Below are 26,575 nucleotides of genomic sequence, written 5' to 3' on the forward strand. Positions count from 1 at the left end.
TTCATTTTCGTTTTTTTGTGCAATATGCACCCTGTTTTTCATGAAATCCACACTAATTTTCTTTTTCCTCGCATTCCACTGTTCCACATGTTCCGCTGTTCCATGCATTTTTTTGTTCCATATGTTCCACTTTTCTGTTTTTCACTATTTTTTCGACAATTGCAACTATTTCTGTAACGTTTTCACGCCTTTTTGCGCAGTTTATCAGAAGGAGCTTACACTCCTCCTGATACAAGCAAGTCCCAACCCACTGCTTATTGCTTCACGCAATAGAAGCAGGGGACTTGCTTGATTCGGTTAAAAAAGCTCACAAAAAGAGACACCCTTTCTTTTCAGATCGAGTGTCTCTGATATCTGTTCTTCTTCTGTTTTATTGCATTCCCGGAAAATAATCCAAACTTCAGTGCTTCCCTGTTTCGTTATTTTCAGATACTTTCCCCTTTTCGGAAGGTCACATCCACAATCTGTTCCATTTCCTCAATCTTCTTTCCGTCAATCATGCGGATGACCGTATCTACGCTCCGCTTGGCAATTTCCGGCACATTCTGACGAACCGTTGTCAGCTCCGGTGTCAAAAAGCGGGTAAAATCCAGGCCGTCGTAGCCGACCACCTTCAGTTTTTTCGGAATCTTGATTCCTTTTTTCTGCAGCATCTTCATGCACACAGCCGCTGTGACATCGGCTGTAAAAAGTCCATCAATTCCATCAAAGTGGCTGATATATTTTTTCCAGATCATCGAGCCGGTCTGAAAATTCGGATTTTTGCTTCCGGCATCAATCGCTGTAACTTTACATTTATGCTGTTTGCAGACTTCTGCAAACCGTCGGTAACGGTCCATCGAGTAACCGCGCTCTGTTGCATTCGATGTAAAATAGATCACGTTCTTACATCCGGCGCTCAAAAGTGCCTGTGCCGCAAGCTCACCGCCGCGCTTATGGTCGGAATGTATACACGGAATCCCCTCTGTGACGTAGCGGTCAATCATGACAATCGGACGGTGAATTTCCGCCAGACTGACAGAAGACGGAATATCCGCACAGCAGATAATGCCGTCCATGACATTTCGCTGCAACATTTCCACAAATTCCTCGATGCGGTTCGGGTTGTCCCCAACCTCGCAGAGCATGCACTTGTAGCCATTTGTGTACAGATTGTTCTCGACATGCTTGACCAGAGATGCCATGAATGGGTGTGAAAGATTCGTAACAACAATTCCGATAAAACCGGACTTGTTGTGGAACAGGTTCTGGGCGAGTTCGTTCGGTTTGTAGTTCAGCTCCTCCACCGCCTGCATAATCTTCTGTTTTGTTTCATCGGAAATATACCCGCTCCCATTGAGTGCACGGGATACCGTTCCGATTCCCACTCCCGCTTTGATCGCGACATCTCTAATACTTGCCATAGTTTCTCCTAACTCCTCTTCTGACACTGGGCTGTTTTCTACTGATTCGTTCCGGCTTTTCCCCCGCTGCCGGTCTGTGGAGCCCGTTCCACAACGCTTTATTACTTTTATTTTAAAGCACCGCAATCTACAAATCAAGTTAAAAGCTGAAAATTTAAGTACAAAAAACAAGCGACTGTTTGGATCATTTCCCTTTTTCTGGTGAAACCATCCAAACAGCCTCCTGTGTTTTTGTCACTTTTGTCTTATTTTCCAAAAACGCTCATTCATGCGGGCATGCTTTGCGATTTTTCTGGAATTTCATATGTCCCTGAACATTCAGAAACGCTTAATCGTTTTCCAACGAGATATCACCATCCTTTGTCATCAGTGTGATTCTGCCCGCTGGCTGATCCGGTACATAAGAAAAGCTCTGCTCGTCCTCCTCTTTCTGCATCAGATTCTCCATGGTATCCGGTACATCGATCTCCCCAAAATCTGTCTTTGCCGTAATTTCCAGCCGTTCCAGATCTTTTTTACCCAGTTCAAGTTCAATATCGCCGTAGGAGTTTTCCACCGACACGTCTCCGGAAAGCTTCGTATTTTGGATTTTCGCATCGCCATCCTCCAGCGTGATCGACCCATTCTCCCACGTTCCGCTCTTCAGTTCCACATCACCGTAATCTGCTTTGCATTTGATATTCTGCATGTCACATCCGAAAAGTGTGATATCTCCATCCGCATTTTGCAGTCTTCCGCTTTCCGCCTGGATGCCATTCATCTGCACATCACCGAATCCCATCGTTACCTCTATTTTTTTCAGTACCTTCTTTTCCGGTACATACAGAATCACTCCTGTTTCCGACTGTTTACCGCCACTTAAGATTTCTTCCGTAAAGTCAATATTAATGTAAATCGTATCGGACACTGCGCTTGTCTCTTCGATGCTCAGAACACCGTCCCGCACGCGATATTCCACTGCAGTCTCTCCTTTTTTCGACGGAATCCGCCAGGCGAGATAACAGGAATCGTCACCGGACGGAAGGATGTTCAGGTCGCCGATCGTAAGGTCTGCCTGCAGTTCATCAAAATCATCAAGTTTTATCTTTTCCTGTGCGGAAATGCCGTCTTCCTTCTTCGCAGAACCGCTCATCGCATTCAGATCATACGTTTCCGCGTATGCTTTTCCGCCGCTTGCCCATCCGCTGAACATCAGCACTGCACCGGCAATACAGCAGGCACATCCTGTCAGTAATGCTGTTTTTGTCCATTTTTTCATGATCTGCTTCCTCCTTTTTTCGTTACCTTACGTGTACACCACACGAACAGCCGTCCCATCCATTTTGCAAAGTATACGCCGAACACCGCGCACAGAATACTGATTCCCAGCATGAAAACGCCCATTCCGGTAATAAAGCAGAATCCGCCGAAGGAAACCGAGACTGCCAGAATGCCGCGCAGCAGCATCTTAATTCCGGCGGCCACGCCGACAACTGCAATCAGAAAGACGCTCATATCAAGCAGTGCCGCACAGAGGGCCGCGCAGAGCAGAACGATGAGAATGCTGATCAGAATCGGGGCTCCGATCGGGGCTGCAAACAGGGCGAGAATCGCGATCCAGACGACGTTGGCGCCTGTCGTTTTTTTCTTCTCTTTCTGTTTTTCTTCCTTTTCCATTGCCTCGCGTTCATCTACTTTTTTGTCCAGAAGATTCCGCATCAGCTCGGCGGCTGCCTGTTTCGGTGTTCCGAGTTCTTTGATCACGGCCTGCTCATTTTCCGGACCGGCATCTGCAAAATACTCGGTGAAGTATTCCATCGCATCTTCATAGTCGCTCTGCGGAAGCTTCCTCAGATACTTTTCCAATTGTTTCAGATATTCCCCACTCGTCATTCTTTTTTCCTCCACTCGATGATGTTGTCAATGGTGTCACGATAGGACTTCCATTCGCCCTGCAGGTACGCCATCTGTGTTTTTCCTGCTTCTGTGATCGAATAATACTTCCGTTTTCTGCCCTGGTACTCTGCGGAATACGTCGTCACGTAGCCCGCCTTTTCCAGTTTTTTCAGGATCGGGTACAGTGTCGACTCTTTGATGTCTGCAACCAGTTTGATCGTCTGGCTGATTTCATATCCATAAGAATCTTCCCGATTCACAATCGACAGGATCATAAATTCGATCAGCAGTGCTGATACCGGAAAATACATAAAAAACCACCTCCGTTAGTTTCTGATATGTAAAATATTTATATATATATAATTTATACATATCATAAGACTATGGAGGCGGTTTGTCAAGGGGAATATATAAAATTTTTACATATTCGCTGTCATGTCATCATCTGTGTTTATTTCAGGGCTTTTCCGGAACCGAATGCGTCGCCGACTTTGTCGCCCATGGCGAGATAGGTGTTGTTGACCGGGTCGAAGGCGATTGGTTTCAGTTTTTTCGGGTCGATCTTTCCGTCGGTCAGAACGCTCTCGTCTGCGCAGACGTTCACGATCTCGCCGACCAGAATGCCGTTGTCAAAGCTTTTCACTTTGCACTCCAGTGCCATCGGAAGCTCGTCGATCAGCGGCGCGTTGACGAATTCGCTCTTCGTTGCATGGAAACCGGCGCGTGCAAATTTATCCGGAACTTTTCTGCCGGACTCGATGCCGACGTAATCGCAGCCAACAACAGTATCCTCGGTTGCCATGCTGACGGTGAAGGCACCGGTTGCGGCAAGGTTGTCTGTTGTCTTGTGGTCGCCCATGCTGATGGAGATCTCATTGAAATCTGTGACTACACCCCATGCAGCATTCATGGCATCCGGGTTGCCATCTTTGTCATATGTTGCAATAATCAGAACCGGAAGTGGATACATGTTTGGTTTTGCTCCAAAATTTACTCTGCTCATGGTTGTTCCTCCTGTTTTGCTTGATTTTCTTTATTATAACGCTTACAGCAAACTTTAACACAAGAGATTTTCTCTGCAAATTTTCTTAATCGTTTAATTTTCTCGTCATATCATGCCATTCCTCGCCGCCCCAGGTGGATGCGGAGATTCCCTCGTCGCGGAAATTCATCTTTTTGTACATCTCCACCTTATCCTGCAGGCAGGTCAGAATGAGCTGTTTTCTTCCGTTTTTCTGTTCCCGGCGGCTGTACTCTTCCATCAGCGCGCGGGCGATTCCCTGGCCGCGGTATTCCGGCAGGACACTGAGACCCAGCAGCATGACGTTTTCTCCCTTCGGGTCGTACAGACTGATTTCATCGAAAAAGGCATCACGGAATTTTGTCTCGTTTGTTGCAAGTCCGTTCAGCGTTCCGGCGATTTTTCCGGTTTCTTTGTCTACTGCCGCCAGAAACAGCTCCGGCGCGTACTGCACCCGCTCGCGCATGCTCTTTTCGGAGCACGCCTCATTCGGCGGAAAGCACGCCAGCTCAATGGCAACGCCCTGTTCCATTTCGTCCTGGCGGATGGTTCGAAGTTCATATCGTTCCATCTTATGGTATTCCTCCATTGCCCGCTCAAAAAACTGCAGAAAACCGTCTTCCACGGCAAGCTGATCGAGCGCGGCTTCTTGCTCATTCAGATCGTAATAATATTTTCCGGTCCGCAGATCGATCGACAGACGGTCGAGCGGAAAGCCTTTTTTGCTCATCGGATGGGGTGTGCTGACCATGCGGAAAGGAGCGCTCTCCATTGACGGGTCCATCGCGTCATAGCGGTGGTCCGCATCAAGAATCAGCGAAACTGCGTTTTTGTAGCGTCCCGTCAGGCCGCCGTACTTTTCTGCAAGGGCGGCGTAATGCACGGTCATTTCTTCATCGGACAGATACTTTCCGTTCACGGTCCGCACATGGACGCCGGGCTGGTCGTCCTCTGCCACGTTGTCAAAATACAGACCGGAATCACAGGAGAACACCGGCATATGAAGCGCGTTGAAATACGCCTCCACCTTTTTCCTGGCATTTTCCAGCGGCGTTTTTCCATCCTCGATAATCTCTGGCTGCTTAACACCGCCAAGATCTTTCAGCCCGATCAGCTCAATTCCAAGACCGGCAAGGCGGTGACGCATCGCGTCGAGTTTTGCCGGGTTGCCGGTTCCGTACAGTAACTTCATTTCTGCCCCCTTCTATGCCTCGATGCCGAACTCTTCCGGGCGGAAGCGCGGGCAGACATTTTCCGACGATGTGATGACGGATGCAGCAAGACGCGTACCGATTTCAACTGCCTTGCCAAGCGTTTTTCCATAGGTCAGACCGGCGGAAACACCTGCGCAGAACGCATCACCGGCTCCTGTTGTATCTTTTACCTGTACTTTCTGCGCCGGGCAGAAGCCGCTCTCTCCGTCTGCTTCCGCATAAACCGCTCCGTCGCCGCCCATTGTTACGACCATGGCCGGAACATTTGCCGCTTTCAGACGCTCGGCGAGAATCTTTTCCATCTCGGCCGGTGTTTTTTCGCTGTAATCATCGGAGAAGAAAACGCCTGCCTCGATCTGGTTGCAGATCAGGCAGTCAAATTTCTGCAGAAGATCTCTTCTGCTGACTGCGATGTTCATGTTGCTGACAACGCCGTACAATTTTTTATCGTATTTTTCACAGAGCTGTACCAGCTTTTTGATGATCTCTTTGTCCATATCGATCTCTGCCACAATGGAATCGCAGTTTTCGATAATTTCATCTCCGTTTTCTTCCAGAATATCGAGAATCGGCATCAGGTTCGGGCGCTGGGAAATGGAGCCCGCCAGGTCACCGTTGTGATCGAAGACAGCAAGCCATGTTCCCATACCGTTCGGGATTTCTTTCATGTATTCGGTATTGACTTTGTGGCGCTGCAGTTTGCGCACAACATCCTCGCCGAGTGCGGTATTATCCGCGATTCCAAGGAAGGTCGGGCGCAGTTCCAGGTTTGCGATATCCTCCACCACGTTTCGGCTCACACCGCCGTGGATGTATTCGACATGGCCGGCGTTTCTGCCGTCCGGGACGTAGATGTCCTCTGGAAAACCTTTGATATCCACAAAAACTGCTCCTAATACTACGATTCCATTTTTATTTACTGCCATGTTTCTTTTTTCCTCTCCTGTTTTTTCATTCCTTCTTTTTTCAGACAAGCCTCTTCGTCTGTTTCACGAAATTGTTTTCTTCTGTTGTATTAAGCCTTCTTTTGCGTTAGTAAACAGACTGTCTCCACATGCTCCGACCACGCGAACATATCATACCCCCATGCCTCTTCTGCCTTATATCCGTGTTTTGTCAGATACCGCAGGTCTCTCGCCAATGTCTCCGGATTGCAGGAGACGTAGACCACTTTTTTCGGTGAAAGGGTTACGACAGAGGACAGAAAGGCTTCATCACTGCCGGCTCTTGGCGGGTCCATGAAGACGATGTCGGCTTTTTCGCCTTTTTCGGCCATGGAGACCATGAAGGCGCCGGCGTCGTTCTGGTAGAAGGAGACGTTTTTGATTTGGTTTCGTTTGGCGTTTGTTACGGCATCGCGGACGGCGTCCGGGTTCAGTTCGACGCTGATGACTTCTCTGGCATCGCGGGATGCGATGAGGCCGATGGTTCCGATTCCGCAGTAGGCGTCCATGACGCGTTCGTTTCCGGTGAGGCCGGCCAGGGAGATGGCTTTTTCGTACAGGTTTTTCGTCTGAACCGGGTTGACCTGGTAGAAGGACTGCGGGGAGATGCGGAAGGTGCAACCGCAGAGTTCATCCTCGATGTAACCGCGTCCGAAGAGGACAATGTCGCGTTTTCCGAGTACCATGCTGTCGGTGCGGTCGTTGACGTTCAGTACGATCGTGGTGATCTCCGGGTGGAGTTTGCGCAGGGCCTTTACGAAGTTGTTTTTTGACGGGAAGACTGGTGATACGCAGACGAGGACGACCATGATCTCGCCGGAAGTAAAGCCGGTGCGCACCATGACGTGGCGCAGGAGGCCGTAGCCGCTGTCCTCGTTGTAGATCATGATTTTGAAGCTCTTCAGCAGACTGCGGATATCGCGGATGATGGCATCGGCACGCTGATCCTCGAGCAGGCACTCATCGACCGGGACCACTTTGTGTGTGCCCTTTTCATAAATGCCGGATATGATCGTTCCGTCTTTTTTGCGTGCAAAGGCGGAATTGACTTTATTCCGGTAATGATAAGGATTTTCCATGCCAACTATGCCTTTGACCGGGACGATGCCCTTCAGAGTTTTCTTCAGGAACTGCTCTTTTTTCGCGAGCTGCTCTTCGTAGGAGAGGTTCAGATATGTGCATCCGCCGCATTTTTTCTGATAAGGACATTTCGACGATGATGAACTCTTTTTCTGCTTTCCTTTTTCCGGTGCCACGCTCTTTGTTTTCTCTGTACGAACGGCTTTCTTTTTATTTTCCCTGTCGAAATACGTCTTTTTTCTTCCGTCAGCTCTTTTATTCTTCTCTCTCGTGTTTTCCACTTTCTCTTACCTTCTTCCTCTATTTCGCAAACCCGCGCAGCAGCGCGATCTCTTTTGCATATCCGTCCAGCTCATTCGGTGTTTCCAGATAGAACGGCAGTCCCGCCAGCGCCGGATGTGTCACAATCCGCTCAAATGCCGCAAGCCCCAGCGATCCCTCGCCGATCTTCTCATGGCGGTCCTTATGGCTCTCAAACGGATTCTTGCTGTCGTTCAGATGAACCGCTTTCAGCTTCGAAAGTCCTACCACGCGGTCGAACCCCTCAAGCACATCATCGAGGTGATCCACAATATCGTATCCCGCATCGTACACATGGCACGTATCCAGGCAGACACCCATGTGGTCTTTTAATTCCACGCGCTCCAGAATCGCCGCCAGCTCCTCAAACGAGCGGCCGACTTCGGTTCCTTTTCCTGCCATCGTCTCGAGCAGCACCGTGGTCGTCTGCTCCGGTTTTAAAATTTCATTCAGCATCTCCGAAATCAGACGGATTCCCTCTTCCGCCCCCTGTCCGGTATGGCTGCCCGGGTGGAAATTGTAGCAGTTTCCCGGCGTATACTCCATCCGTTTCAGATCATCCGCCATCGTCATCCATGCAAACTCTCTCGTGTGCGCATCCTTCGAGCACGGATTCAGCGTGTACGGCGCATGTGCCAAAATGCGCTCGATTCCATGCTCCTTACTGTAAGAAAGAAACGCTGCGACATCCGCCTCGTCGATGGCTTTCGCCTTGCTTCCTCTCGGGTTTCTTGTAAAAAACTGAAAGGTATTCGCCCCGATGGACACCGCCTCTTTTCCCATGGCAAGATATCCTTTGGACGATGATAAATGACATCCTATTGTCAGCATAACTTTTATTCTCCTTTATTTCCAAACCACAACTCACCGATTCTCTGCGAGCCGCATTACTTAAAGCACAATTTTCCGGTACGGAATTCCCATCTCCGAGAGTGCTTCCTCCTCCCGCTTCTGACACGTAAAGAGCAGCACCTGCGTCCGGTTTTCCGCCAGCCATTTCAAAGTTTCTTTCAGCCGGTTTTCATCGTAAAACGCAAACGATTCATCGAGAATCACCGGCAGCTCCTCCTCGCCGCAGAGCACATCCATCGCCGCCATGCGGAGCGCAAAGTACGCCTGCTCGATCGTGCCGCGGCTGACCTGTTCAAGCGGCACATATTCGTCTGCGGTGTGAAGGCCGATCCGCAGATTCTCATCCATATTCACCTGCAGATAGCGACCATTCGTCAGCGATGACAGCGTTTTTGACATCTGCTGTTTTAAGCGGTCGCCGATCCGACTCTGCATCTGTACGGAGAGACTCTGGATCGCCTCCCCCGCTAGGGAAAGCGCATCGAGTTCTTCCTGCAGATGATCTTTTTCCGTCATGGAAATGCAGAGCTCTTCGTATTCACTCTGCAAGTTCGACAGCACCGTCTGTTTCTGCCCCAGCTCCTGCTTCAGGCGGTCCACATTCCACTGCTGGCGGCGGATCGCCTGCTCCTCCGGCTCCGTCACGACCTGCTCGACCTCCGTTTTCCGGTGACGGAACAGACTGTACGCCAGATACAAGAGCGCCGCAATCGCAAGCCCGAGTCCCGTTCTCGTCAGCAGCGAATCAATATGGAAGAACTGCAGAATGCATAAGAACAAGAGAAATCCAGCCAGCGCCACGCACGCGGCACCCCATTTGCGGCTCTTCCGAGATTCTTTTTTCATCTTCCGCACCCGTTCGATCGGCACATCCTTCTGATAAATATCCCGCTTCATCTGCTCTTTCGCCTGCTGCAGATTCTCCTCGCTCTGACGGCACTCCTCCGTAAAAACGGAAATTTTCGTCTCAAGTTCTTCCTTCCGTTTTTCCAGTCCCGCCAGCGTCTTTTTCTGTTCCTGCTCCAGGCGCTTTCTCTTCTGCTTCAGCAGATCCAGCGCCGCCGCCACATCGAGCTCTCCATCGCTGCTCCCCTGGTAATTTGCCATATAGTTCCGCAGCTCATCCGCAAGCCCTTCCTCGGTTCTGCCTTTTAACTGCCCGATCGAAGCCGTATTATCATACACAATCTCACTGACACCGCCGAGCAGCATGGAAAGATCGCCGTCCTCCACGGAGAGCACCTCGCCGTCCGTCAGGCACACCAGCTTTGCATTGGCGTTCTGCCGCCCGAAATTCCGGGTCAGGCGGAACCGTTTGCCGCCGCTTTCAAGCACCATCTCTCCCGCATAGTATGCCGGATTTTCCCATGGCTCATAACGACTGTAGACATCATTTTTTGCCGCCCGCCCCCGGCCGCGTGTCATGCCGAACAGCATGCTGCGGATGAAAGTATGGACGGTCGATTTTCCGCTCTCATTTTCCCCGCTGATGAGCTGAATCCCATCGGAAAATTCCAGTGTGCGGTTCTGCATTTTTCCAAAATTGCGGATTTCCAGTTTTTCTATTTTCATCTTCTATACCTCCCGCAATCTTTTTTTCAGCCGTTCCTGCGTGCCGCCAGCAGCGCCTCGAGACCATAGTCGAGCGCCTTCTGTGACTGCGCATCCGTCTTTGTTTCAAATGCTTCAATATAGGCGCTGATCAGACTAGCGCCATACGTTTTCTTCAGCTGTTCCAGATCGTATGCCGGACGTGTTTCATCCTCCACGGAGATGACTCTGCCGCAGTCCAGCAGCCGTTTCGGAGAAAATTCCAGCTCGGCGGCACGGTGTCCCACAAGTTTCAGGCGGATAATTTTTCGAATCTTCCCATCCTCCCGCAGCGCCAGCTCCTGTTTCAGCTTCGTCTCCAGCGCATACTGTGTCAGATCCTCCGTCACGTTCAACACCAGATCTTCGTACTCATATCTGGCAAACGGCACAAACTGAATCCGCATGCCGTGCTCGTCCACCGTTCCGCGGATGTAGCCGTGCGGCCCCAACTGCGTCTCATCCGTCGGTTCGAGTGCGCCTGCGTATGCCATTTTGTCGGGAATAAGAATCCCCGGCTTATGAATGTGCCCGCACGCAATATAATCAAACCCAGCCTGCGCCATGCGGCCCGGATTCCACGGCATGTGGCGGGCATCGCCGCCGTGCGCGAGCAGCAGATGATATTTCATTTTTCCCTCCGGCCGCACGCCGTCCAGCCGGTTTTCCAGGATCTCTTTTTTGTCGTAACTGCATCCGTACACCGCCGTCTTCTTCTCCGGGACTTCAACACACTCCGGCTCCGGCGACAGGAGCATTACCACGTTGTCTGCCCAGTCGAAACCGCGGTAAAAGCTCTCCCGCTTCACATAATCGTGGTTTCCGGCAATCAGCACGACGATCGTCTCCGGGATGGAAGCAAAGAGATCATTAACCTCTTTCAGTTCCCGCAGAAGCGGCTGGCACTGAAACAGATCTCCCGCGATCAGCAGAAAGTCCGTCTTTTCCCGACCGGCCAGGCGGATGATCCGCCGGAAGCTCTCCCAGATGGCCTCCCCGCGCTCCTCGCTCCAGGGAAATCCCGCATCCGGCTGCATGCCAAGATGCACGTCCGCAATATGAATAAACCGCATAGGCGCATACCCCTTTCTGGATTCATTTTCTCCATTACTGCAATACGGACGTCAGGCGCACCAAATCCACATTGGATTCCACTGCACCCGGCATCCGTATTTTTTAAGTTTCTATATCACTTTTCGTAATTACAGCTCACAGTTGTTTACTGTTCTCGGGAACGGGATGACGTCGCGGATATTACCCATTCCGGTCAGATACATGACGCATCTTTCAAATCCCAGTCCGAATCCTGCATGGTGGGTAGAACCATATTTTCTGAGGTCCAGATAGAATCCGTAATCTTCCTCAGCAAGTCCCAGCTCTTTCATACGGCCAAGCAATTTCTCGTAGTCGTCCTCACGCTGACTTCCGCCGATGATCTCTCCGATGCCAGGAACCAGACAGTCCATAGCGGCAACGGTCTTGTTGTCATCGTTCAGCTTCATGTAGAACGCTTTGATCTCCTTCGGATAATCGGTAACGAAAACCGGTCTCTTGAAGATCTGCTCGGTCAGATAACGCTCATGCTCGGTCTGCAGATCGCATCCCCAGTATACTTTGTAATCGAATTTGTCGTTGTTTTTCTCCAGAAGCTCGATAGCCTCGGTGTAGGTTACACGGCCGAACTCAGAATTTACGACATGGTTCAGACGCTCGATCAGTCCCTTGTCCACGAAACTGTTGAAGAACTGCATTTCTTCCGGTGCATGCTCCATAACGTAGCGGATGACATATTTCAGCATTGCCTCAGCAAGCTCCATATCGTCCTCCAGATCAGCGAATGCGATTTCCGGCTCGATCATCCAGAACTCAGCTGCGTGGCGGGTGGTGTTGGAATTCTCTGCACGGAAGGTCGGTCCGAAGGTGTAGATATTGCGGAATGCCTGTGCAAAGGTCTCGCCGTTTAACTGTCCGCTTACGGTAAGGCTTGTCTTCTTTCCGAAGAAGTCCTGTGTGAAATCAACAGCGCCGTCCTCGGTTTTCGGAATATTGTCAAGATCCATGGTGGTTACCTGGAACATCTCGCCGGCTCCCTCGCAGTCGCTTCCGGTGATCAGCGGGGTGTTGACATAAACGAAGTCTCTCTCCTGGAAGAACTGATGGATCGCATAGGCGCAGAGGGAACGAACACGGAAGACTGCCTGGAAGGTGTTGGTTCTCGGACGCAGATGAGAAATGGTACGAAGGTATTCCATGGAGTGGCGTTTTTTCTGCAGCGGGTAATCCGGTGCGGAAACGCCCTCTACGGTAACTTCTGCCGCCTGAATCTCAAACGGCTGTTTTGCCTGCGGGGTAGCAACGAGGGTACCTTTTACGATGATGGCTGCGCCGACGTTCATTTTGGAAATCTCAGCGAAGTTTTCCATCTCATCGTGGTATACGATCTGCAGGGTTTCGAAATAGCTTCCGTCGTGCAGAACGATGAAACCAAAGGTTTTGGAATCACGTACGCTGCGCACCCAGCCGCCTACGGTTACTTCTTTGTCCAGGTATGCTTCCCGGTTTTTATAAATCTCTCGGATGGTTGTAAGTTTCATTGTTTTTTTCTCCCTAAATATTCATAGTACTTTCTTTATTCTAGCACTTTTTGCGTCATTAGAAAACCCCGCAAATCACTCGATCTTTACTTTTTTGATATAACTGATGAATACGTTGCCGTACTGTGCGAATAATGCATCGCTGTCATCGTCGGAAAGTGCGGTTGTCTCGCCCGTTGCCGGATTGTACAGCCAGGAATTTCCGAAAATATCGTATCCGGTCAGAAGCAGACTCTCGTTCTCGCCGGTCTTTACAACAACGCCGTAACCGCTGCTGATCATGTAGAGAATTTCTTCTCTTGTGCAGCCCGTCAGGTTCAGCAGTTCGTAATCATCACCGAGTGACTCCTTCAGCACGTTTTCGTCCAGAGATGCACTCTGGAATCCCGACGGCATCGTTGTCTCGTCGAGGCGCATGCCCTGCTGGCGGTTTCCGCGCTCCCACACATAGGACTGGCTGCTGTTCAGCACAACGCCGACATTCTCATCGGCAAGCTGTACGGCCTCGGCCGGGGAGCTTAAAATGGCGATCAGTTTTCCTTTTCCATATACATAGTAAAGATCTGCGCTGCCCGTGTCGTACGACATCGTAAGATCGGTCCGTAAGGTTGAATAGATATATTTCGGTGTCAGTGTCAGAAGCGACTGTGTTTTGCCGCTCGTCGAGAATTCCAGAAGGAACTGCTGCTCTCTTCTGTCGTCCACCGTTGCCAGGCGGCCCGTCACCAGTTCCTGGCTCTGCTGCTCGCCGTTCATGATGTGATCCTCCGGCGCATCCGCATAGCCGTTTTCCTGGCGTACCACGCGGTCCAGCTCCAGAAGGCCGTCCGAAATCGACACACCTGTCACATAATAGCCGTCCTGGTGATACTCTTTTTTCACGTTTCCGTCGATGCTGACAATCCGCACCGTATGCATAGCGAAAACTTCATTGCCGGAAATATCTTTTAAAATATCGCTGTCGTTTGCCATACCATAAACAAAGTCTTCATTGATAAAGCCAAGTGCCCGGATCTTCTGTCCGTCATCCGCCGCAAAGCGCTGCGTTTCCCCGCTCTCCAGATTCATCACGGTGATGTTCATCGCACTGCTTGCATTGTCCGCATCCATCCACGCGATGCTCTCCTGGCTTTCCGATACTACAAAGCAGTCCTCCGGGATACTTTCCCGGACCACCGTCGTCGTGCCGGTTTCAATATCTACCTTACACAGGTTCTCATTCAGATAGAGATACATCTCTCTCTGCTTGTTGACGTAGGAGAGGCGGTCGAGCTGTTTTTTCAGCATCTCGTAGGAAATATCCGCCGGAACGAAAATCTCCTCGGTTGCCACATTCCGCTCGGCGCGATAATAGTAAACGGCTGCTCCCACTTCACCCTCGTGGTTTCCGCGGTTCATATAGCCATAAACAACAAACGTTACATCGCCCGCATCATCCACACGTACAATGTTGACATCATGCTCTCCGTGCTGTTCCCGGTCATCCATGCTGCCGTTCTCACGGAAGCTGAAAACGCGGATCGTCTTGTTGGCGCTGCGGTTGTAGCACCAGAGATCACCGTTTACTACAAATGCGACAATATCACCTGCCGTATTCGTCACATACTTGGTATCCTCGCCGGTCACACCGAGGTTAATGCCGGATTTCGTCAGAACACCAAGCTCCGGATCAAAGATCTGCTGTGCGCTCCGCTCGAAGTCTAGCAGAATAATCTCTCCGTCGGACTCTCGCATCCGGTAGAACTCGCTTACGGTATAATACTCCGTCTGTCCGTTCTCATCCTGCGCACTGATCATGTACTCCTGTTTGATGCTGGTCGTCGTCTCATTCGCTTCTTTGATCTGCTGCACCGGCTGCTGTACGATCGTCGGTGCGAGGCTTCCCCAGGAAATCTGGTCGAGGCTGGAATGAATGTTGACATTGAGGAACGAAGAATTATCCCCCGTCTCATCCGGCTCAAGCTGCGGAACGAGCGCTTCCGCCTGCGTTTTATCCAGGCATGTCTGCGCAAACATCTGCGTGTAGGCCAGATAATCGCCGATCTCCACGCCGTTGCGCTGTACAATGCGGGTGTAATACCAGGCAGACTGGCCGTTTCCGTAGGCAACCTCGAGCTTCAGCGTATATTCCTGATTCATCAGAATCGCGGTCTCTAACTGGAAGTCTGCTTTCAGATAGCTTCCGTCCTCGTCAAACGATTTCAGCACCGAGTTTTCAATCAGCGCTCCGCCGTCTGTGCTTTCCACCGTATAGGTCACGTTTTTAATTTTCTGTCCCTTCGCATCAATTTCCAGCGTAAGCGAACGGTCCATCGGCAGCGGTGTCAGGTTTTCTCTTGTCGTTACGCCGTTCATCTCCTGGCGGTATCCGTACATGCGGTTCACTGTCGTGTCCGCGGTCTTCATGTACAGCACCGGAAGACTCGCTGCGTCCAGATCGGTCGCATTCTCCGTCGTCTCGTGGCTCATCAGGTGTGTGAACACACCGACTGATGCGGCAAAAACAAGAAAAAGGATCAGAATCCTTGCTGCTCTTTTATTCATCACGGCTCCTCCTTTTCTGTGAGGAGGTCTGCCAGTGTCGGCTTCACATGGTACGCTTCCATGCACGCTTTCAGTTCTTCCGGCAGTTTTTTCGAGCCTTCCTGGCGTTTTACCGCGCGGATCAGAAGGTTCTTCGGCGTGTGCTCCATGTCGATGAATTCGAGAATCTGTGTCTCATAGCCTGCATTCTCCAGAAGCTTTGCCCGGATTCCGTCGGTCAGAAGCGCCGCCATGCGCTCTTTTAAGATGCCGTAATCCATGATCGGATACAGTTCTTTGTTTGCAATCTGGCGGTTCAGCTCATGCTGGCAGCACGGAACAGAAAGAATAACTTTTGCATTCCATTTGACGGCCTTTTCCAGCGCATAGTCAGTCGCCGTGTCGCACGCGTGCAGCGTCACCACCATATCGACCTCGTCGCGGCCGGTATAAGAAGCGATGTCACCCTGGTAGAAATGCAGCTTTTCATAGCCATATTTCTCTGCCAGTCCGTTGCAGATTGCGATGACATCCTCTTTCAAGTCAAGTCCGATGATATTGACATCCAGTTTTTTCAGTTCGCGGAAGTAATAATACATCGCAAACGTCAGATACGATTTTCCGCAGCCGAAATCGAGAATCGTGATCTCGCGGTCCGATGTGAGCTGCGGCAGGATATCTTCGATGAACTCCAGGAAGCGGTTGATCTGGCGGAACTTGTCGTAGCGGGTCCGCACGATTTTGCCTTCTTTTGTCATAACACCGAGATCCTGTAAAAAAGGAACCGGGATTCCTTCTTCCAGAATATACCGTTTCTTCCGGTTGTGCGCCAGATTGACGGGTTTGCCGGTTCCTTTCATATGCGGTTTCTTTTTGATCGTCATCGTTCCCTTTTTGCTGACCAGAACGGATGCTGTGCAGGTGTCGGATTCGAGCTGCATCTGCTTGAAGGTTCCGTTCATCCAGTCTCTGATCCGGGTGATCACGTCGTCTTTTGTCATATTTTTATGAAACTCCTTCGTGCCGACGGTCTCCTGGCACTGAAAGAGCAGTTTTCCTTTTATTTCAACCGGGCGTATTCTCACTTTGGACACTTCACTGTCCCCTCTTGGGCCGCTGATCGTAATACGGTACAGCCCTTCCCGGATTTCATCCTGTAATAATTTCTGTAATTCCATTTATACTCTCCAAACTTTCTGAATCGTTTGTAAACATGTGTAATAAAGCCCCTTACAACCCCGCTAATATTGTAATCTGTTTTCCGCAAAACCACAACAGAAAAATTATTAAAAATGTGTTACCCTCTTATTACTTTATGGCGCGGTTTAAAGCCACAGATTGTAATAATGTTTCCTCCTGCTCCGCCTCCGGAACATTTCATTATAAAAAAGAACGCCGATCAAATCGAGCAGTTCCTCTTCTGCCGTTTTCTCGTCCTTCCCGCCGTTTTCCCTGCCGTACTGACGTGCGATATTCCGGCAGGTGTGCTCCATCATGAGCCGGTCCGGGAATTCGTCGTACATCATGCTGCCGCGGTAATCCATGCGGTCACACTCTGCCTCCACCAGCCGCTGCAGATCAGATGCCGTCCGGGAATAATACGACTGCATCCGCTGCCGTTCCCGCGCTTCCTGCTGCTCCTCCATACTTCTTCCCCATAAGGGCTGTGCCGCAAAAAACGGCTCCGGCCGCTCCATCGGATTTCCCTGATAGGAATTTCTTCTATTTTCATACACTCTATCCTGATTCATGCCTGTTTTATTTCCTTTTTGCTCTTCCTTATACCATATGCACACCGCCGCCATTCTGCCGTTTTCCAGATCTCAAACACAATTTCACTTGCCAAAACCGCCGTTCCGTACTAAAATACAACCTGTATCTATTTTTCCGATACATCATATAGGAGTGAATATCATGAATCTGAATATGCAAGCTTTCAACATCAACACGCTGCTTGGCGGTCTCGATAAAGTCCGGGACGTCATGGGTGTTTACCAGCAGCAGCTTCTTCTGATTTTGATTGTTTTTGCCCTGCTGAACTGTTTCTTCGGCTATGCGCTCCGCAAGCTCTGGAGCGTCATTCCCGGATTTTTTCTCGGCGCGGCCGCCGGTTATGCAGCGGGTACCTACACGAATCAGACCACGACGATCACCCTGGCGCTTGCCGTCGGCACCGGTCTTCTGACCGCAATCATTGCCTTCGTCCTCTACCGGATCGGACTTTTTCTTCTGATCTGCGGGCTCGTCGGCTTTTGCCTCTGGCATCTCGTCAATCCAAACGATATCACAGGTTATGGACTCGTCGCCCTCGTTGCTTTCGTGATCGGCCTGATCTGCGTTCCGTTCGAACGCATTTCCGTAATCCTGGTCACCTCCATCTGCGGCGCCCTCACAACGATCCGCATGGCATATTTCTTCAAGGACCTCGATCTGAACATGATGTTCTGGATTGTCTCTGCCATTCTCGCCGCAGCAGGCATGCTCTTCCAGTTTAAACCGTGGAAAGAGGCGGACTACTGGGAGGATGACGACGAAGAAGAACGCGAACACCGTGCAAAAGTGCGCGCCAGACGGAAGCGCAGATCCGGTTTCGATCCTCTTCCATCCAGAAAGAAGAAAAAGAAACGCCGCGGCTCCTCTTCCTCTTCTTCCGGCAACGCAAGAGATCCGTACCGCAGCTATCAGAAACCGTCGAACCGTACCCGTGTTTCGCAAAACACCATGTACGATTTCCGTTTTGTTCCGGAAGAACCTGACGATGACGACGATGAGAAAGATCTTCCGAAAATCATCCGCCGCCGGCCATCCGCAAAGCCGGCCGCTCCGGAGGAGTTTGACGAAGAAGAAACATCCCCAAAAGCTTCCATGGGCGACACGAAGCCGTATACCTCTCCTTCCAAACCGCAGATCACCGAGGACGGCATCCCGGATGTCGATCTCTCCGCGATCCGGCAGCAGATTTCCGAAGAGGTACAGAGAATTTACGAAAACGATCAGAACTCGTAATCCGCACTGCAGCGCAGAAAACCCGGCAGGCAAAGGAACATTCCCTTGTCTGCCGGGTTCATTTTTTATCCTGATTTTCAGTTATAAAGATACTTCTGATTTGTCTCCAGATCGATCGTGTCTTTGTCGATCCACTGATATCCCGTATCGATCTTCTGATCTACCGGAAGTCCCTGAATCGCGCGGACGGCCGCCACGATTGCCGCATAGCCAAGACCGTACGGATTCTGCGTTACGGTACCGTACTCGCGTCCCTCCTGGATCGCTTTCTGCTGTTTTTCACCGGAATCAAAACCGACAATCTGAATCTGCTCAGTATTTTCCATATCTGCCAGCGCATCCAGCGTCTGGTCTGCCATGTCTTCGTTCGTACAGAAGATGCCCTTCAGAGCCGGGTAGGTTTCAAGTGTATTTTTCAGCATGTCCGCGATGGATTCTTCTCCATCTCCGTAATTCACCTGAACCACTTTCACATCGGTATATTTTTCTTCGATCTCTTTTTTAAATGCTTCCACGCGCTCTACGCTGCTCTCGGTGTTGTACTGATGTGCAACAATCGCAACCTCTCCGCTGTTGCCGATGGCCTCACAGAGATGATCTGCCGCAAGCTTTGCTGCCGCTGCGTGATCAGTCGCACATGTCGAGGTGATCAGATCACTCTCGATACCGGAATCCGCGATGATGACTGGAATCTGGCTGTCGGAAGCCTCTTCCATCTGTGCCTGTCCCGACTGCTGGTCAATGATACCAAGGATCAGCGCGTCCGGATTTTCCGAAATGACAGAGTCGATGATATTGATCTGAGAGTTGGTGTCACTTTCATTTTCCGGGCCTTCAAATGTCATATAAACTTTGTCGTTTCCGGTGTAGCCAAGCGAGGCGTTCAGATCGTCAAGTGCCTGCTGCGCACCGGCTTTTACGGCTTTCCAAAAACCGGCACTTAAGTCTTTTGCAACCACGGCGATGTAAGAGCCTTTTTCAACGGTAAGTCCATCCACGGTGTCGTACAATGCTTCCATGCCGTCTTTGTGCGGAACGGTGATTTCTATTCGTTTTTTGTCTGCTTCTTTTCCTTCATCTCCAGAGCTTTCAGAAGATGTGGATGCACTGGCTGACTCTGCTGTAGAATCTGCGCTGGACGATGAGGCCTCCGGGCTTTCTTCTGCCGCCGGAGTTTCTGTCACTTCCTGAGACGACGATGCTGCGGTGCTCTTGTCTGTCACTGCTTCTTTTCCGCATCCAGCTGCCGAGCACAGCAGGATTCCGGAAAGCAGTACTGCAATCATTCTGCGTTTCATAATTCTCCCTTTCTGCTTTGCCTGATGAATCATTTTCCATTACTTTTTACAGTTTTGTTACATAACCTTTCTCTATTATACACAAACCGTAAAAATAGTCCAGTCCTGTTTTCTTATGATTTTCTGAACTTTTTTGCAATTTCACATAGTTCTGAATAGTTACACAAAGCTGTGGAAGATTTCACCTTCTGGTTTTACGGTAAACGAAAGCCGTTTGCCTGTCCGCGGATGCTTCAGCTCGAGATGATGCGCGCACAGCGCCAGAGATCCTTTCTCCTTCGCCCCATATTTTGCATCACCCGCCAGCGGATATCCCGCATGGGAAAACTGGACGCGGATCTGGTGGTGGCGGCCCGTTCCGAGGTGGATCTGCACCAGGGTTCGGTTCTCCTGTGTCCTTATCACTTCATATTCCAGCACCGCTTTTTTCGCTCCGGCGGTGCCTGGCTGTACGACGCGGGATGTGTTGCTCCGTCCGTCTTTTACAAGGAAATCCTCAAACTTCTGCACGCCCTGTTTTTCGATTTTTCCCTCACAGACGGCGAGATACTCTTTCTTCATCGTCCCGTCCTTCACCTGCCGTCCCAGTTTTCCTGCGGCGTCTTTGTTTTTCGCAAACACCAGCACGCCCTCAACCGGCTGATCGAGCCGGTGAACGACCGCCAGATATGGAATCTGAGTCCGCGCCTGACCCGGTGTTTCCGCCCTTGCCTGCTTCGCCAAATAATTCAGCAGCGCATGCTCCAGATCCATCTGTCCCATCCGCGCATTCTGCACTGCCATACCCGCGTGCTTGTGAACAACAAGAATATCGTTATCTTCCATTAAAATATCTTCTCTGCAAAATCCAGCCACTTTCTTCTCCTGTCCTGACTTCTTATTTTCGATACACGGATTTCTCCGCTGTTATGCTTTAAGAAGTATGCACCATTTCCGCCGCATCTGTCAAGAAAAACATGCCCGGCGGACGAATTACACAACACAGAAAGCGATCGCCATACCAATCATTTTTTCTGATACAGCGACCGCTTTTTCTTTATTTTCCATATTCAGTTTTTTCTCTACTTTCAAGGATTTTCACTGGTTTTCTTTCTTTACCGATCTGTGATCTTTGTTTTCGCTTTCGTTTGATATTTCAAAGATCGTTTCTCTTCCATTTCCCTGTTGTAGATTTTCTTTTTTTCGGGAAGATGTTCTTTTTCAGAGGCTTTTCCTTTGCGGTTAAGATTTCCACTCCGAAAATCTTTTCCTTAGGATTTCCTAAGATCTGCTCTGATCTCATGTTTATCAAAAGGTTTTCTTTCGAACTTCTTTTGTATGGATCTTTATCTCAGGTTTTCTTTCCTTTCGGAAGTCTCTCATCTTAAGAACATCTTCCTTTTCCCTTTTTTTCCATTCTTCTATAGAAGATTTCTCGTCTCTTTCTATGAAAATGGTTTGTTCTCTTGAAAAGGGGGTCCCAAGTCTTTCTCTTTGTACCTCTTGGTTAGGTTTTTGTTTTCTTGTTTCTTTGTGATTTTAATATAACAGATTCGCCAGCATTTGTCAACACATTTTTAAAATATTTTTACTGTTTTTTTATATCGCTTTTCCTTTTCTTAATTATTGTGTTTATTTTCTGAATTTTATATTGTTTTCTGATATTTTATTTCAAATAAGTGCGCAGAAAAAGAGCTATGAAACAGACTTTTCTCCTGCCACACAGCTCTTTCTCAAATACTTATCCTCTATAATAGTTGATCAGGCATCCCTTGCGGATGATTTCTCTCTCATCATCGGTCAGCGCGCCTAACGTCATCTCGAACGGAACAAGTGCTCCGTCTTTTACAACGTACGCTTTGATCACATCGGCTTTCTCTTCCACTGCCTTGCGGATCTCCGGTACAAAGATGTAATCTCCGTTTGTAAACGGCAGATCTCTCTCCGGGATCAGGAATGGAAGCATGCCCCAGTTGATCAGGTTGGAGCGGTAGCGCTTCGTTGCATACTCGTTGGCGATGTTTGCCCAGCCGCCTAATACCTTCTGGCAGGAAGCTGCCTGCTCACGCGCAGAGCCGTCGCCCGGTTTTACAGCGAAGATGGTGGATCCGACACCGACGTTTGTCTTGTCGATATCCGGGTACTGGGTATGGATGGCTGCGAAGACCGGTTTCAGTTCCGGAAGTGCCTCTGCCGGGCAGTTTCCTTCCTGGATGGCTTTCTCTGCGACCTGTACTTCTTTTGCACGTCCCACGTAAGCCGGATCTTTTCTTGACAGGGTGAACTCTGCCAGTCCGAGCGGGTTGGAACGGAAGGAAGAAGTCTCGCCGGATGGAATCAGCTCGTCGGTTGTCGTAACCGGATCGTGGATCTCGGAAACAACCTTCAGAATCAGGTTCTCGGCAAGCTGCGGCATAGCCGGCCAGTCTTTGATGTTCGGTCCGAACTGGATTTCTACAGACGGATCTGCCACACCCTTGCTGTCGAAGACACGGTTCTCGTAAATCTTCTTGTCGAAATGGTATGCCGGTTTCGTGTATGTTCCGGTGAACTCGTCTGCTGCGGTCAGGAATCCCTTGTTTGCTGCGGTTGCTGCAATGGAACGTGCATCCATCAGGGCAACGGAAGAAATCTGACCGTTCTGGATCTTGGATCCCTCGCGGTTCGGGAAGTTTCTGGTGGAGTGACGGATTGAGAACGCATTGTTTGCCGGAGTATCGCCTGCGCCGAAGCACGGTCCGCAGAATGCGGTTTTTACGATCGCACCGGTTTCCAAAAGGTCTGCCAGTTTTCCGTTTCTTGCCAGCTCCATATAGATCGGGGTACTTGCCGGGTAAACACTTAAGGTGAACGCATCGTCGCCAATGCTGTGGCCTTTCAGGATATCGGCTGCGTCGCAGATGTTCTCAAATCCGCCGCCGGCGCATCCTGCGATGATTCCCTGGTCTACCAGGAGTTTTCCGTCGTGTACTTTATTTTTCAGAGTGAACGGAACTTTTCCGTCGAGGCTGATGGCTGCTTTCTTCTCTACATCGTTCAGGATGTCATCGAGGTTTGCTTTCAGCTCTTCAATGGTATAAACATTGCTCGGATGGAACGGCATCGCGATCATCGGTTTGATCTTGTCGAGTTCTACTTTTACAACGCCGTCATAGTAAGCAACCGCGCCAGGATTCAGCTCTTTGTAATCTGCGCTTCTGCCGTGGATCTGATAGAACTCGCTGATCTTCTCATCGGTTCTCCAGATGGAGGACAGACACGTTGTCTCGGTTGTCATAACGTCCACACCGATCCGGTAATCTGCGCTTAAGGAAGATACGCCAGGTCCTACGAACTCCATAACTTTGTTCTTTACGTAACCATTTGCAAAGACTGCACCGATGATGGCAAGTGCAATATCCTGCGGTCCTACGCCCGGCTGCGGTGCGCCTGTCATGTAAATTGCGATCACTCCCGGCATAGCGATATCATATGTTTTGGAGAGAAGCTGTTTTACCAGTTCCGGTCCGCCCTCGCCCATGGCCATGGTTCCGAGTGCACCGTAACGGGTGTGGGAGTCGGATCCGAGGATCATTTTTCCGCCGCCGGCAAGCATCTCGCGGGCAAACTGATGAATTACTGCCTGATGAGGCGGTACATAGACGCCGCCGTACTTTTTCGCACAGGTAAGACCAAACATGTGGTCATCTTCGTTGATGGTTCCGCCGACTGCGCAAAGGGAGTTGTGGCAGTTGGTCAGCACGTACGGTACCGGGAATTTTTCCAGTCCTGACGCGCGCGCGGTCTGAATGATTCCAACAAAAGTAATGTCATGCGATGTAAGTTTGTCAAATTTGATCTGCAGATTTTCCATGTTGCCGGAAACATTGTGGTCTTTTAAGATTCCATAGGCAATGGTTTCTTTTGCAGCATCCGCTGGACACGGCACAGCGCCGGTACGCGCTTTGAGTTCCGCGCGGCCTTCTTCTGTATCCGGGATGATGTCGATTCCGTTGACAAGGTATGCACCTGTGTTCAGTAATTCAATCATGTCGTTCCTCTCCTCTTGTTGTTGATAAAATGTCAGGGTCAAAAAGTCTTTTGACCCCTTCGATACCCGGATTGCTCCGTGCTTTGCACTCCCGCAATCCTGTACGGCTCTGAACGGTTTTACAGATTTTCGCTGTTGTTCATATACGTCATGTAGCTTACGACCATCATGGCAATTTTAAAGGTCAGCGCATCGTCAAATTTACGAATGTCGAGTCCTGTGCTCTTCTCGAGCTTCTCCAGACGGTACACCAGAGTATTTCTGTGTACATAGAGCTGACGGGATGTCTCGGACACATTCAGGTTATTTTCAAAAAATTTATTGATTGTGGTCAGTGTTTCCTCATCGAACGTATCCGGCAGATTTTCGCCGAAGACTTCGGTCATAAACATTTCGCACAGCGGAATCGGGAGCTGATAGATCAGACGGCCGATGCCGAGGTTGTTGTATGGTACCACGTTTTTGTCTGCGTAGAAAATTTTTCCTACCTCAAGCGCCATCTTCGCTTCTTTGTAGGAACGCGAAACACTCTTAATCTCGCTGACCGGATTTCCGTAAGAAACACGTACCTGGGACATTGCCTCTGCATTCAGCATATCAACCAGCATTCTTGCGGTCTGGTTCATATCCTCGAAGGTGTCGGTATCCTTCAGTTCTTTTACAATGATAATGCTCTTCTCATCGACTGCGGTGATGAAATCTCTCGGTCTTGAAGCAAAGAGGCTCTTTACTGTCTCCTGTGCGCTGATGTCTTTTTCCAGCTTCGTCTCTACCATGTAAACAACGCGGCGCACATCTGTGTCGATGCGAAGCTTTTTCGCGCGGTTGTAGACATCCACCAGAAGAAGATTGTCGAGAAGAAGGTTCTGGATAAAGTTGTTTTTGTCCAGACGCTCTTTGTATGCAATGATAAGATTCTGAATCTCACATACGGCAACCTTTCCGATCATATATGCATCGTCGCTACTTCCTTTAGAAATCAGAATATACTCCACATTCTGGTTGTCATATACTTTAAAATAATGATATTCCTGTACAATCTGGCTGTCCGCAGCGGATAATACAAAAGAACGGATGCTTTCTGCATCAATCGCGGTTTCCGGGAATGTGGTCACCAGCAGAACACCATCCGTATTCGTCACACATAAATCAATTCTCGTAATATTTCTTAATTCATCAAGGGTTTTCTGTAATACCTGACTTGATACCAAATCTGCCACTTCCTTTCTCCTGGCGTATTTTACTCCAGGGTGCGTCTTATCTATAACTATAGCTTATTTTTTTCTCATTGGCAACTATTTTTTGCTTCGCAAAAGGAGGGCGGTGCATATGCAAAAAGGACCGGCATCCGAACGGATGCCGATCCTTTTCTCTATGTTTGCGCATACGCGCTGATGTTCATATGGATTAGTTGGTAATGGTGATCTCTGTCTCTTTGTCGAACAGATGAACTTTCTCCATATCCAGAGCAAATTTAACGGTATCACCGCTTCTTGCAGTTGTACGAGGATCTACGCGGGCTGTCATTGGGAAGCCTTCGCAATCGAAGTACAGGTAAACTTCTGCACCTAACAGCTCGTATACGTTGATCTTGCACTCAACTACGCTGTCTTTGGAAGTTTCGATGAACATCTGAGAATCATGTACGTTCTCAGGACGGATACCCATAACAACGGTCTTTCCGTCATATCCGCCGTCGATAACAGCTTTTGCTTTGGAAGCCGGCAGTTTCATGTTGTATTTACCAACAGTAAGAGTAACGTCGTTTCCGTTAACTTTTACTTTTGCATCCAGGAAGTTCATCTGCGGAGATCCGATGAATCCTGCAACGAACAGGTTGCCCGGTGCGTTGTACAGGTTCTGCGGGGTATCTACCTGCTGAACAACTCCGTCTTTCATAACAACGATTCTGGTACCAAGTGTCATAGCCTCGGTCTGGTCATGTGTTACGTAGATGATGGTAGCGCCCAGTCTCTCATGCAGTTTGGAAATCTCGGTACGCATCTGTACACGAAGTTTTGCATCCAGGTTTGACAGAGGCTCGTCCATAAGGAATACTTTAGGATCACGTACGATTGCACGTCCCATAGCAACACGCTGTCTCTGACCACCGGAAAGAGCTTTCGGTTTACGGTCAAGCAGTTTCTCCAGGTCAAGGATTTTAGCTGCTTCTTTAACCTGTTTGTCGATCTGATCTTTCGGAACTTTTCTCAGTTTCAGACCGAATGCCATGTTATCATATACGGTCATGTGTGGATACAGAGCGTAGTTCTGGAATACCATTGCGATATCACGGTCTTTCGGCTCTACATCGTTTACTACTTTATCGTCAATTTTCAGAGTACCATCGGAGATCTCCTCAAGACCTGCGATCATACGAAGTGTTGTAGATTTACCACATCCAGATGGTCCTACGAAGATGATAAACTCTTTGTCAGCGATTTCCAGGTTGAAGTCTTTTACTGCTTCAAAACCGTTCGGATATCTTTTTGTAATGTGCTGTAAAGATAAACTTGCCATTTTTGAATCCTCCCTAAATGAACATCATGCGTTTTATTATGAGTTTTGCATTTGCATCTCTCTTGCTTATGGGATTAGTATACCTTTTCTACCCGCATTCGACCATGCCACAATTACACAAACTTTCCTCCGGCAGATTGGCAATTCTGCTTTCGGATTTTCTCGAACCGTTCTCTTCTGTCCACTTTGCACAAACAAAATGTTCACTCTTATACAAAATGACGAAACGAAAAGTTTATATTCTCTTCATTGCATTTTTCTGAAAAATTCGCTATACTTTTCTATGATGTCTGCCAGCCGGAACGTTAATCGGCGGCACACTTAATTCAACAGAAAAGAGGAACAA

Annotated in this window: 21 protein-coding genes; 1 reads left to right on the plus strand and 20 read right to left on the minus strand. The window is 49.5% G+C overall.

Annotated features, from left to right (window positions below; genetic code table 11):
- Positions 1–425: 425 nt before the first annotated feature.
- The 15 genes from DW769_RS04165 to DW769_RS04235 all read right to left on the minus strand — a co-directional run bounded on the left by DW769_RS04165 (position 426) and on the right by DW769_RS04235 (position 17,147).
- Complete coding sequence (locus tag DW769_RS04165) at positions 426–1,403, minus strand: LacI family DNA-binding transcriptional regulator (RefSeq protein WP_117802617.1); 978 nt, start codon at positions 1,401–1,403, stop codon at positions 426–428.
- Positions 1,404–1,731: 328 nt separating this feature from the next.
- A complete protein-coding gene (locus DW769_RS04170) occupies positions 1,732–2,661 on the minus strand; it encodes a DUF4097 family beta strand repeat-containing protein (protein WP_055219198.1) in 930 nt (309 codons plus the stop codon).
- Positions 2,658–3,275 (minus strand): DUF1700 domain-containing protein, encoded by a 618-nt coding sequence (locus tag DW769_RS04175; RefSeq protein ID WP_022461551.1) that lies wholly within the window; start codon positions 3,273–3,275, stop codon positions 2,658–2,660. Before DW769_RS04175 ends, DW769_RS04170 begins: the two co-directional genes overlap by 4 nt.
- On the minus strand, positions 3,272–3,589 hold the full coding sequence (locus DW769_RS04180; RefSeq protein WP_022461550.1) for a PadR family transcriptional regulator: 318 nt from the start codon (positions 3,587–3,589) through the stop codon (positions 3,272–3,274). The genes DW769_RS04175 and DW769_RS04180 overlap by 4 nt, the downstream gene beginning before the upstream one ends.
- Positions 3,590–3,729: 140 nt before the next feature.
- Positions 3,730–4,281: a flavin reductase family protein gene (locus DW769_RS04185; RefSeq protein WP_055219194.1), complete on the minus strand. Its 552-nt coding sequence runs from the start codon at positions 4,279–4,281 to the stop codon at positions 3,730–3,732.
- A gap of 85 nt (positions 4,282–4,366) precedes the next feature.
- Entirely contained in the window at positions 4,367–5,491 is a 1,125-nt protein-coding gene (locus DW769_RS17170) for a non-canonical purine NTP pyrophosphatase (RefSeq protein WP_117509935.1), read from the minus strand.
- Positions 5,492–5,503: 12 nt separating this feature from the next.
- On the minus strand, positions 5,504–6,439 hold the full coding sequence (locus tag DW769_RS04195; protein ID WP_055265602.1) for a carbohydrate kinase family protein: 936 nt from the start codon (positions 6,437–6,439) through the stop codon (positions 5,504–5,506).
- Positions 6,440–6,528: 89 nt separating this feature from the next.
- On the minus strand, positions 6,529–7,818 hold the full coding sequence (gene rlmD / locus DW769_RS04200; RefSeq protein WP_118750007.1) for a 23S rRNA (uracil(1939)-C(5))-methyltransferase RlmD: 1,290 nt from the start codon (positions 7,816–7,818) through the stop codon (positions 6,529–6,531).
- Between the two features lie 19 nt (positions 7,819–7,837).
- Positions 7,838–8,668 carry a deoxyribonuclease IV gene (locus tag DW769_RS04205; protein WP_117813516.1) on the minus strand — a complete coding sequence of 277 codons (831 nt, stop codon included), beginning with the start codon at positions 8,666–8,668 and terminating at the stop codon, positions 7,838–7,840.
- 60 nt (positions 8,669–8,728) lie between these two features.
- Positions 8,729–10,261, minus strand: a complete 1,533-nt coding sequence (locus DW769_RS04210; RefSeq protein WP_117509938.1) for an ATP-binding protein — start codon at positions 10,259–10,261, stop codon at positions 8,729–8,731.
- Between the two features lie 26 nt (positions 10,262–10,287).
- Positions 10,288–11,352, minus strand: a complete 1,065-nt coding sequence (locus DW769_RS04215; protein ID WP_117802487.1) for a metallophosphoesterase family protein — start codon at positions 11,350–11,352, stop codon at positions 10,288–10,290.
- A 129-nt stretch (positions 11,353–11,481) separates the two neighbouring features.
- Positions 11,482–12,873: an asparagine--tRNA ligase gene (asnS, locus tag DW769_RS04220; protein ID WP_117762055.1), complete on the minus strand. Its 1,392-nt coding sequence runs from the start codon at positions 12,871–12,873 to the stop codon at positions 11,482–11,484.
- Between the two features lie 75 nt (positions 12,874–12,948).
- Positions 12,949–15,417, minus strand: coding sequence for a hypothetical protein (locus tag DW769_RS04225; RefSeq protein ID WP_118750008.1), 2,469 nt, complete (start codon positions 15,415–15,417; stop codon positions 12,949–12,951).
- Positions 15,417–16,574, minus strand: a complete 1,158-nt coding sequence (locus tag DW769_RS04230; protein ID WP_118750009.1) for a class I SAM-dependent methyltransferase — start codon at positions 16,572–16,574, stop codon at positions 15,417–15,419. The genes DW769_RS04225 and DW769_RS04230 overlap by 1 nt, the downstream gene beginning before the upstream one ends.
- 147 nt (positions 16,575–16,721) lie before the next feature.
- The gene (locus DW769_RS04235; RefSeq protein WP_082424871.1) at positions 16,722–17,147 is read right to left on the minus strand and encodes a hypothetical protein; all 426 of its coding nucleotides are present in this window, start codon (positions 17,145–17,147) and stop codon (positions 16,722–16,724) included.
- Positions 17,148–17,310: 163 nt separating this feature from the next.
- Between DW769_RS04235 and DW769_RS04240 the strand changes: the two genes are divergently transcribed.
- Positions 17,311–18,402: a TM7S3/TM198-like domain-containing protein gene (locus tag DW769_RS04240; protein WP_158579790.1), complete on the plus strand. Its 1,092-nt coding sequence runs from the start codon at positions 17,311–17,313 to the stop codon at positions 18,400–18,402.
- A 77-nt stretch (positions 18,403–18,479) separates the two neighbouring features.
- Here DW769_RS04240 and DW769_RS04245 read toward each other — a convergent pair whose 3' ends face one another.
- The 5 genes from DW769_RS04245 to DW769_RS04265 all read right to left on the minus strand — a co-directional run bounded on the left by DW769_RS04245 (position 18,480) and on the right by DW769_RS04265 (position 26,229).
- Entirely contained in the window at positions 18,480–19,700 is a 1,221-nt protein-coding gene (locus DW769_RS04245) for an ABC transporter substrate-binding protein (RefSeq protein WP_158579791.1), read from the minus strand.
- Between the two features lie 159 nt (positions 19,701–19,859).
- On the minus strand, positions 19,860–20,525 hold the full coding sequence (locus tag DW769_RS04250; RefSeq protein WP_055265689.1) for an RluA family pseudouridine synthase: 666 nt from the start codon (positions 20,523–20,525) through the stop codon (positions 19,860–19,862).
- A gap of 895 nt (positions 20,526–21,420) precedes the next feature.
- Entirely contained in the window at positions 21,421–23,709 is a 2,289-nt protein-coding gene (locus DW769_RS04255; RefSeq protein ID WP_195997431.1) for a hydratase, read from the minus strand.
- A gap of 119 nt (positions 23,710–23,828) precedes the next feature.
- A complete protein-coding gene (locus DW769_RS04260; RefSeq protein WP_055219318.1) occupies positions 23,829–24,920 on the minus strand; it encodes a PucR family transcriptional regulator in 1,092 nt (363 codons plus the stop codon).
- A 196-nt stretch (positions 24,921–25,116) separates the two neighbouring features.
- Entirely contained in the window at positions 25,117–26,229 is a 1,113-nt protein-coding gene (locus tag DW769_RS04265) for an ABC transporter ATP-binding protein (RefSeq protein ID WP_055219170.1), read from the minus strand.
- Between the last annotated feature and the right edge of the window lie 346 nt (positions 26,230–26,575).

Origin of the sequence: Blautia sp. AM29-29 (genome assembly GCF_003480555.1) — a bacterium.
Taxonomy (GTDB): Bacteria; Bacillota; Clostridia; order Lachnospirales; family Lachnospiraceae; genus Fusicatenibacter; species Fusicatenibacter saccharivorans.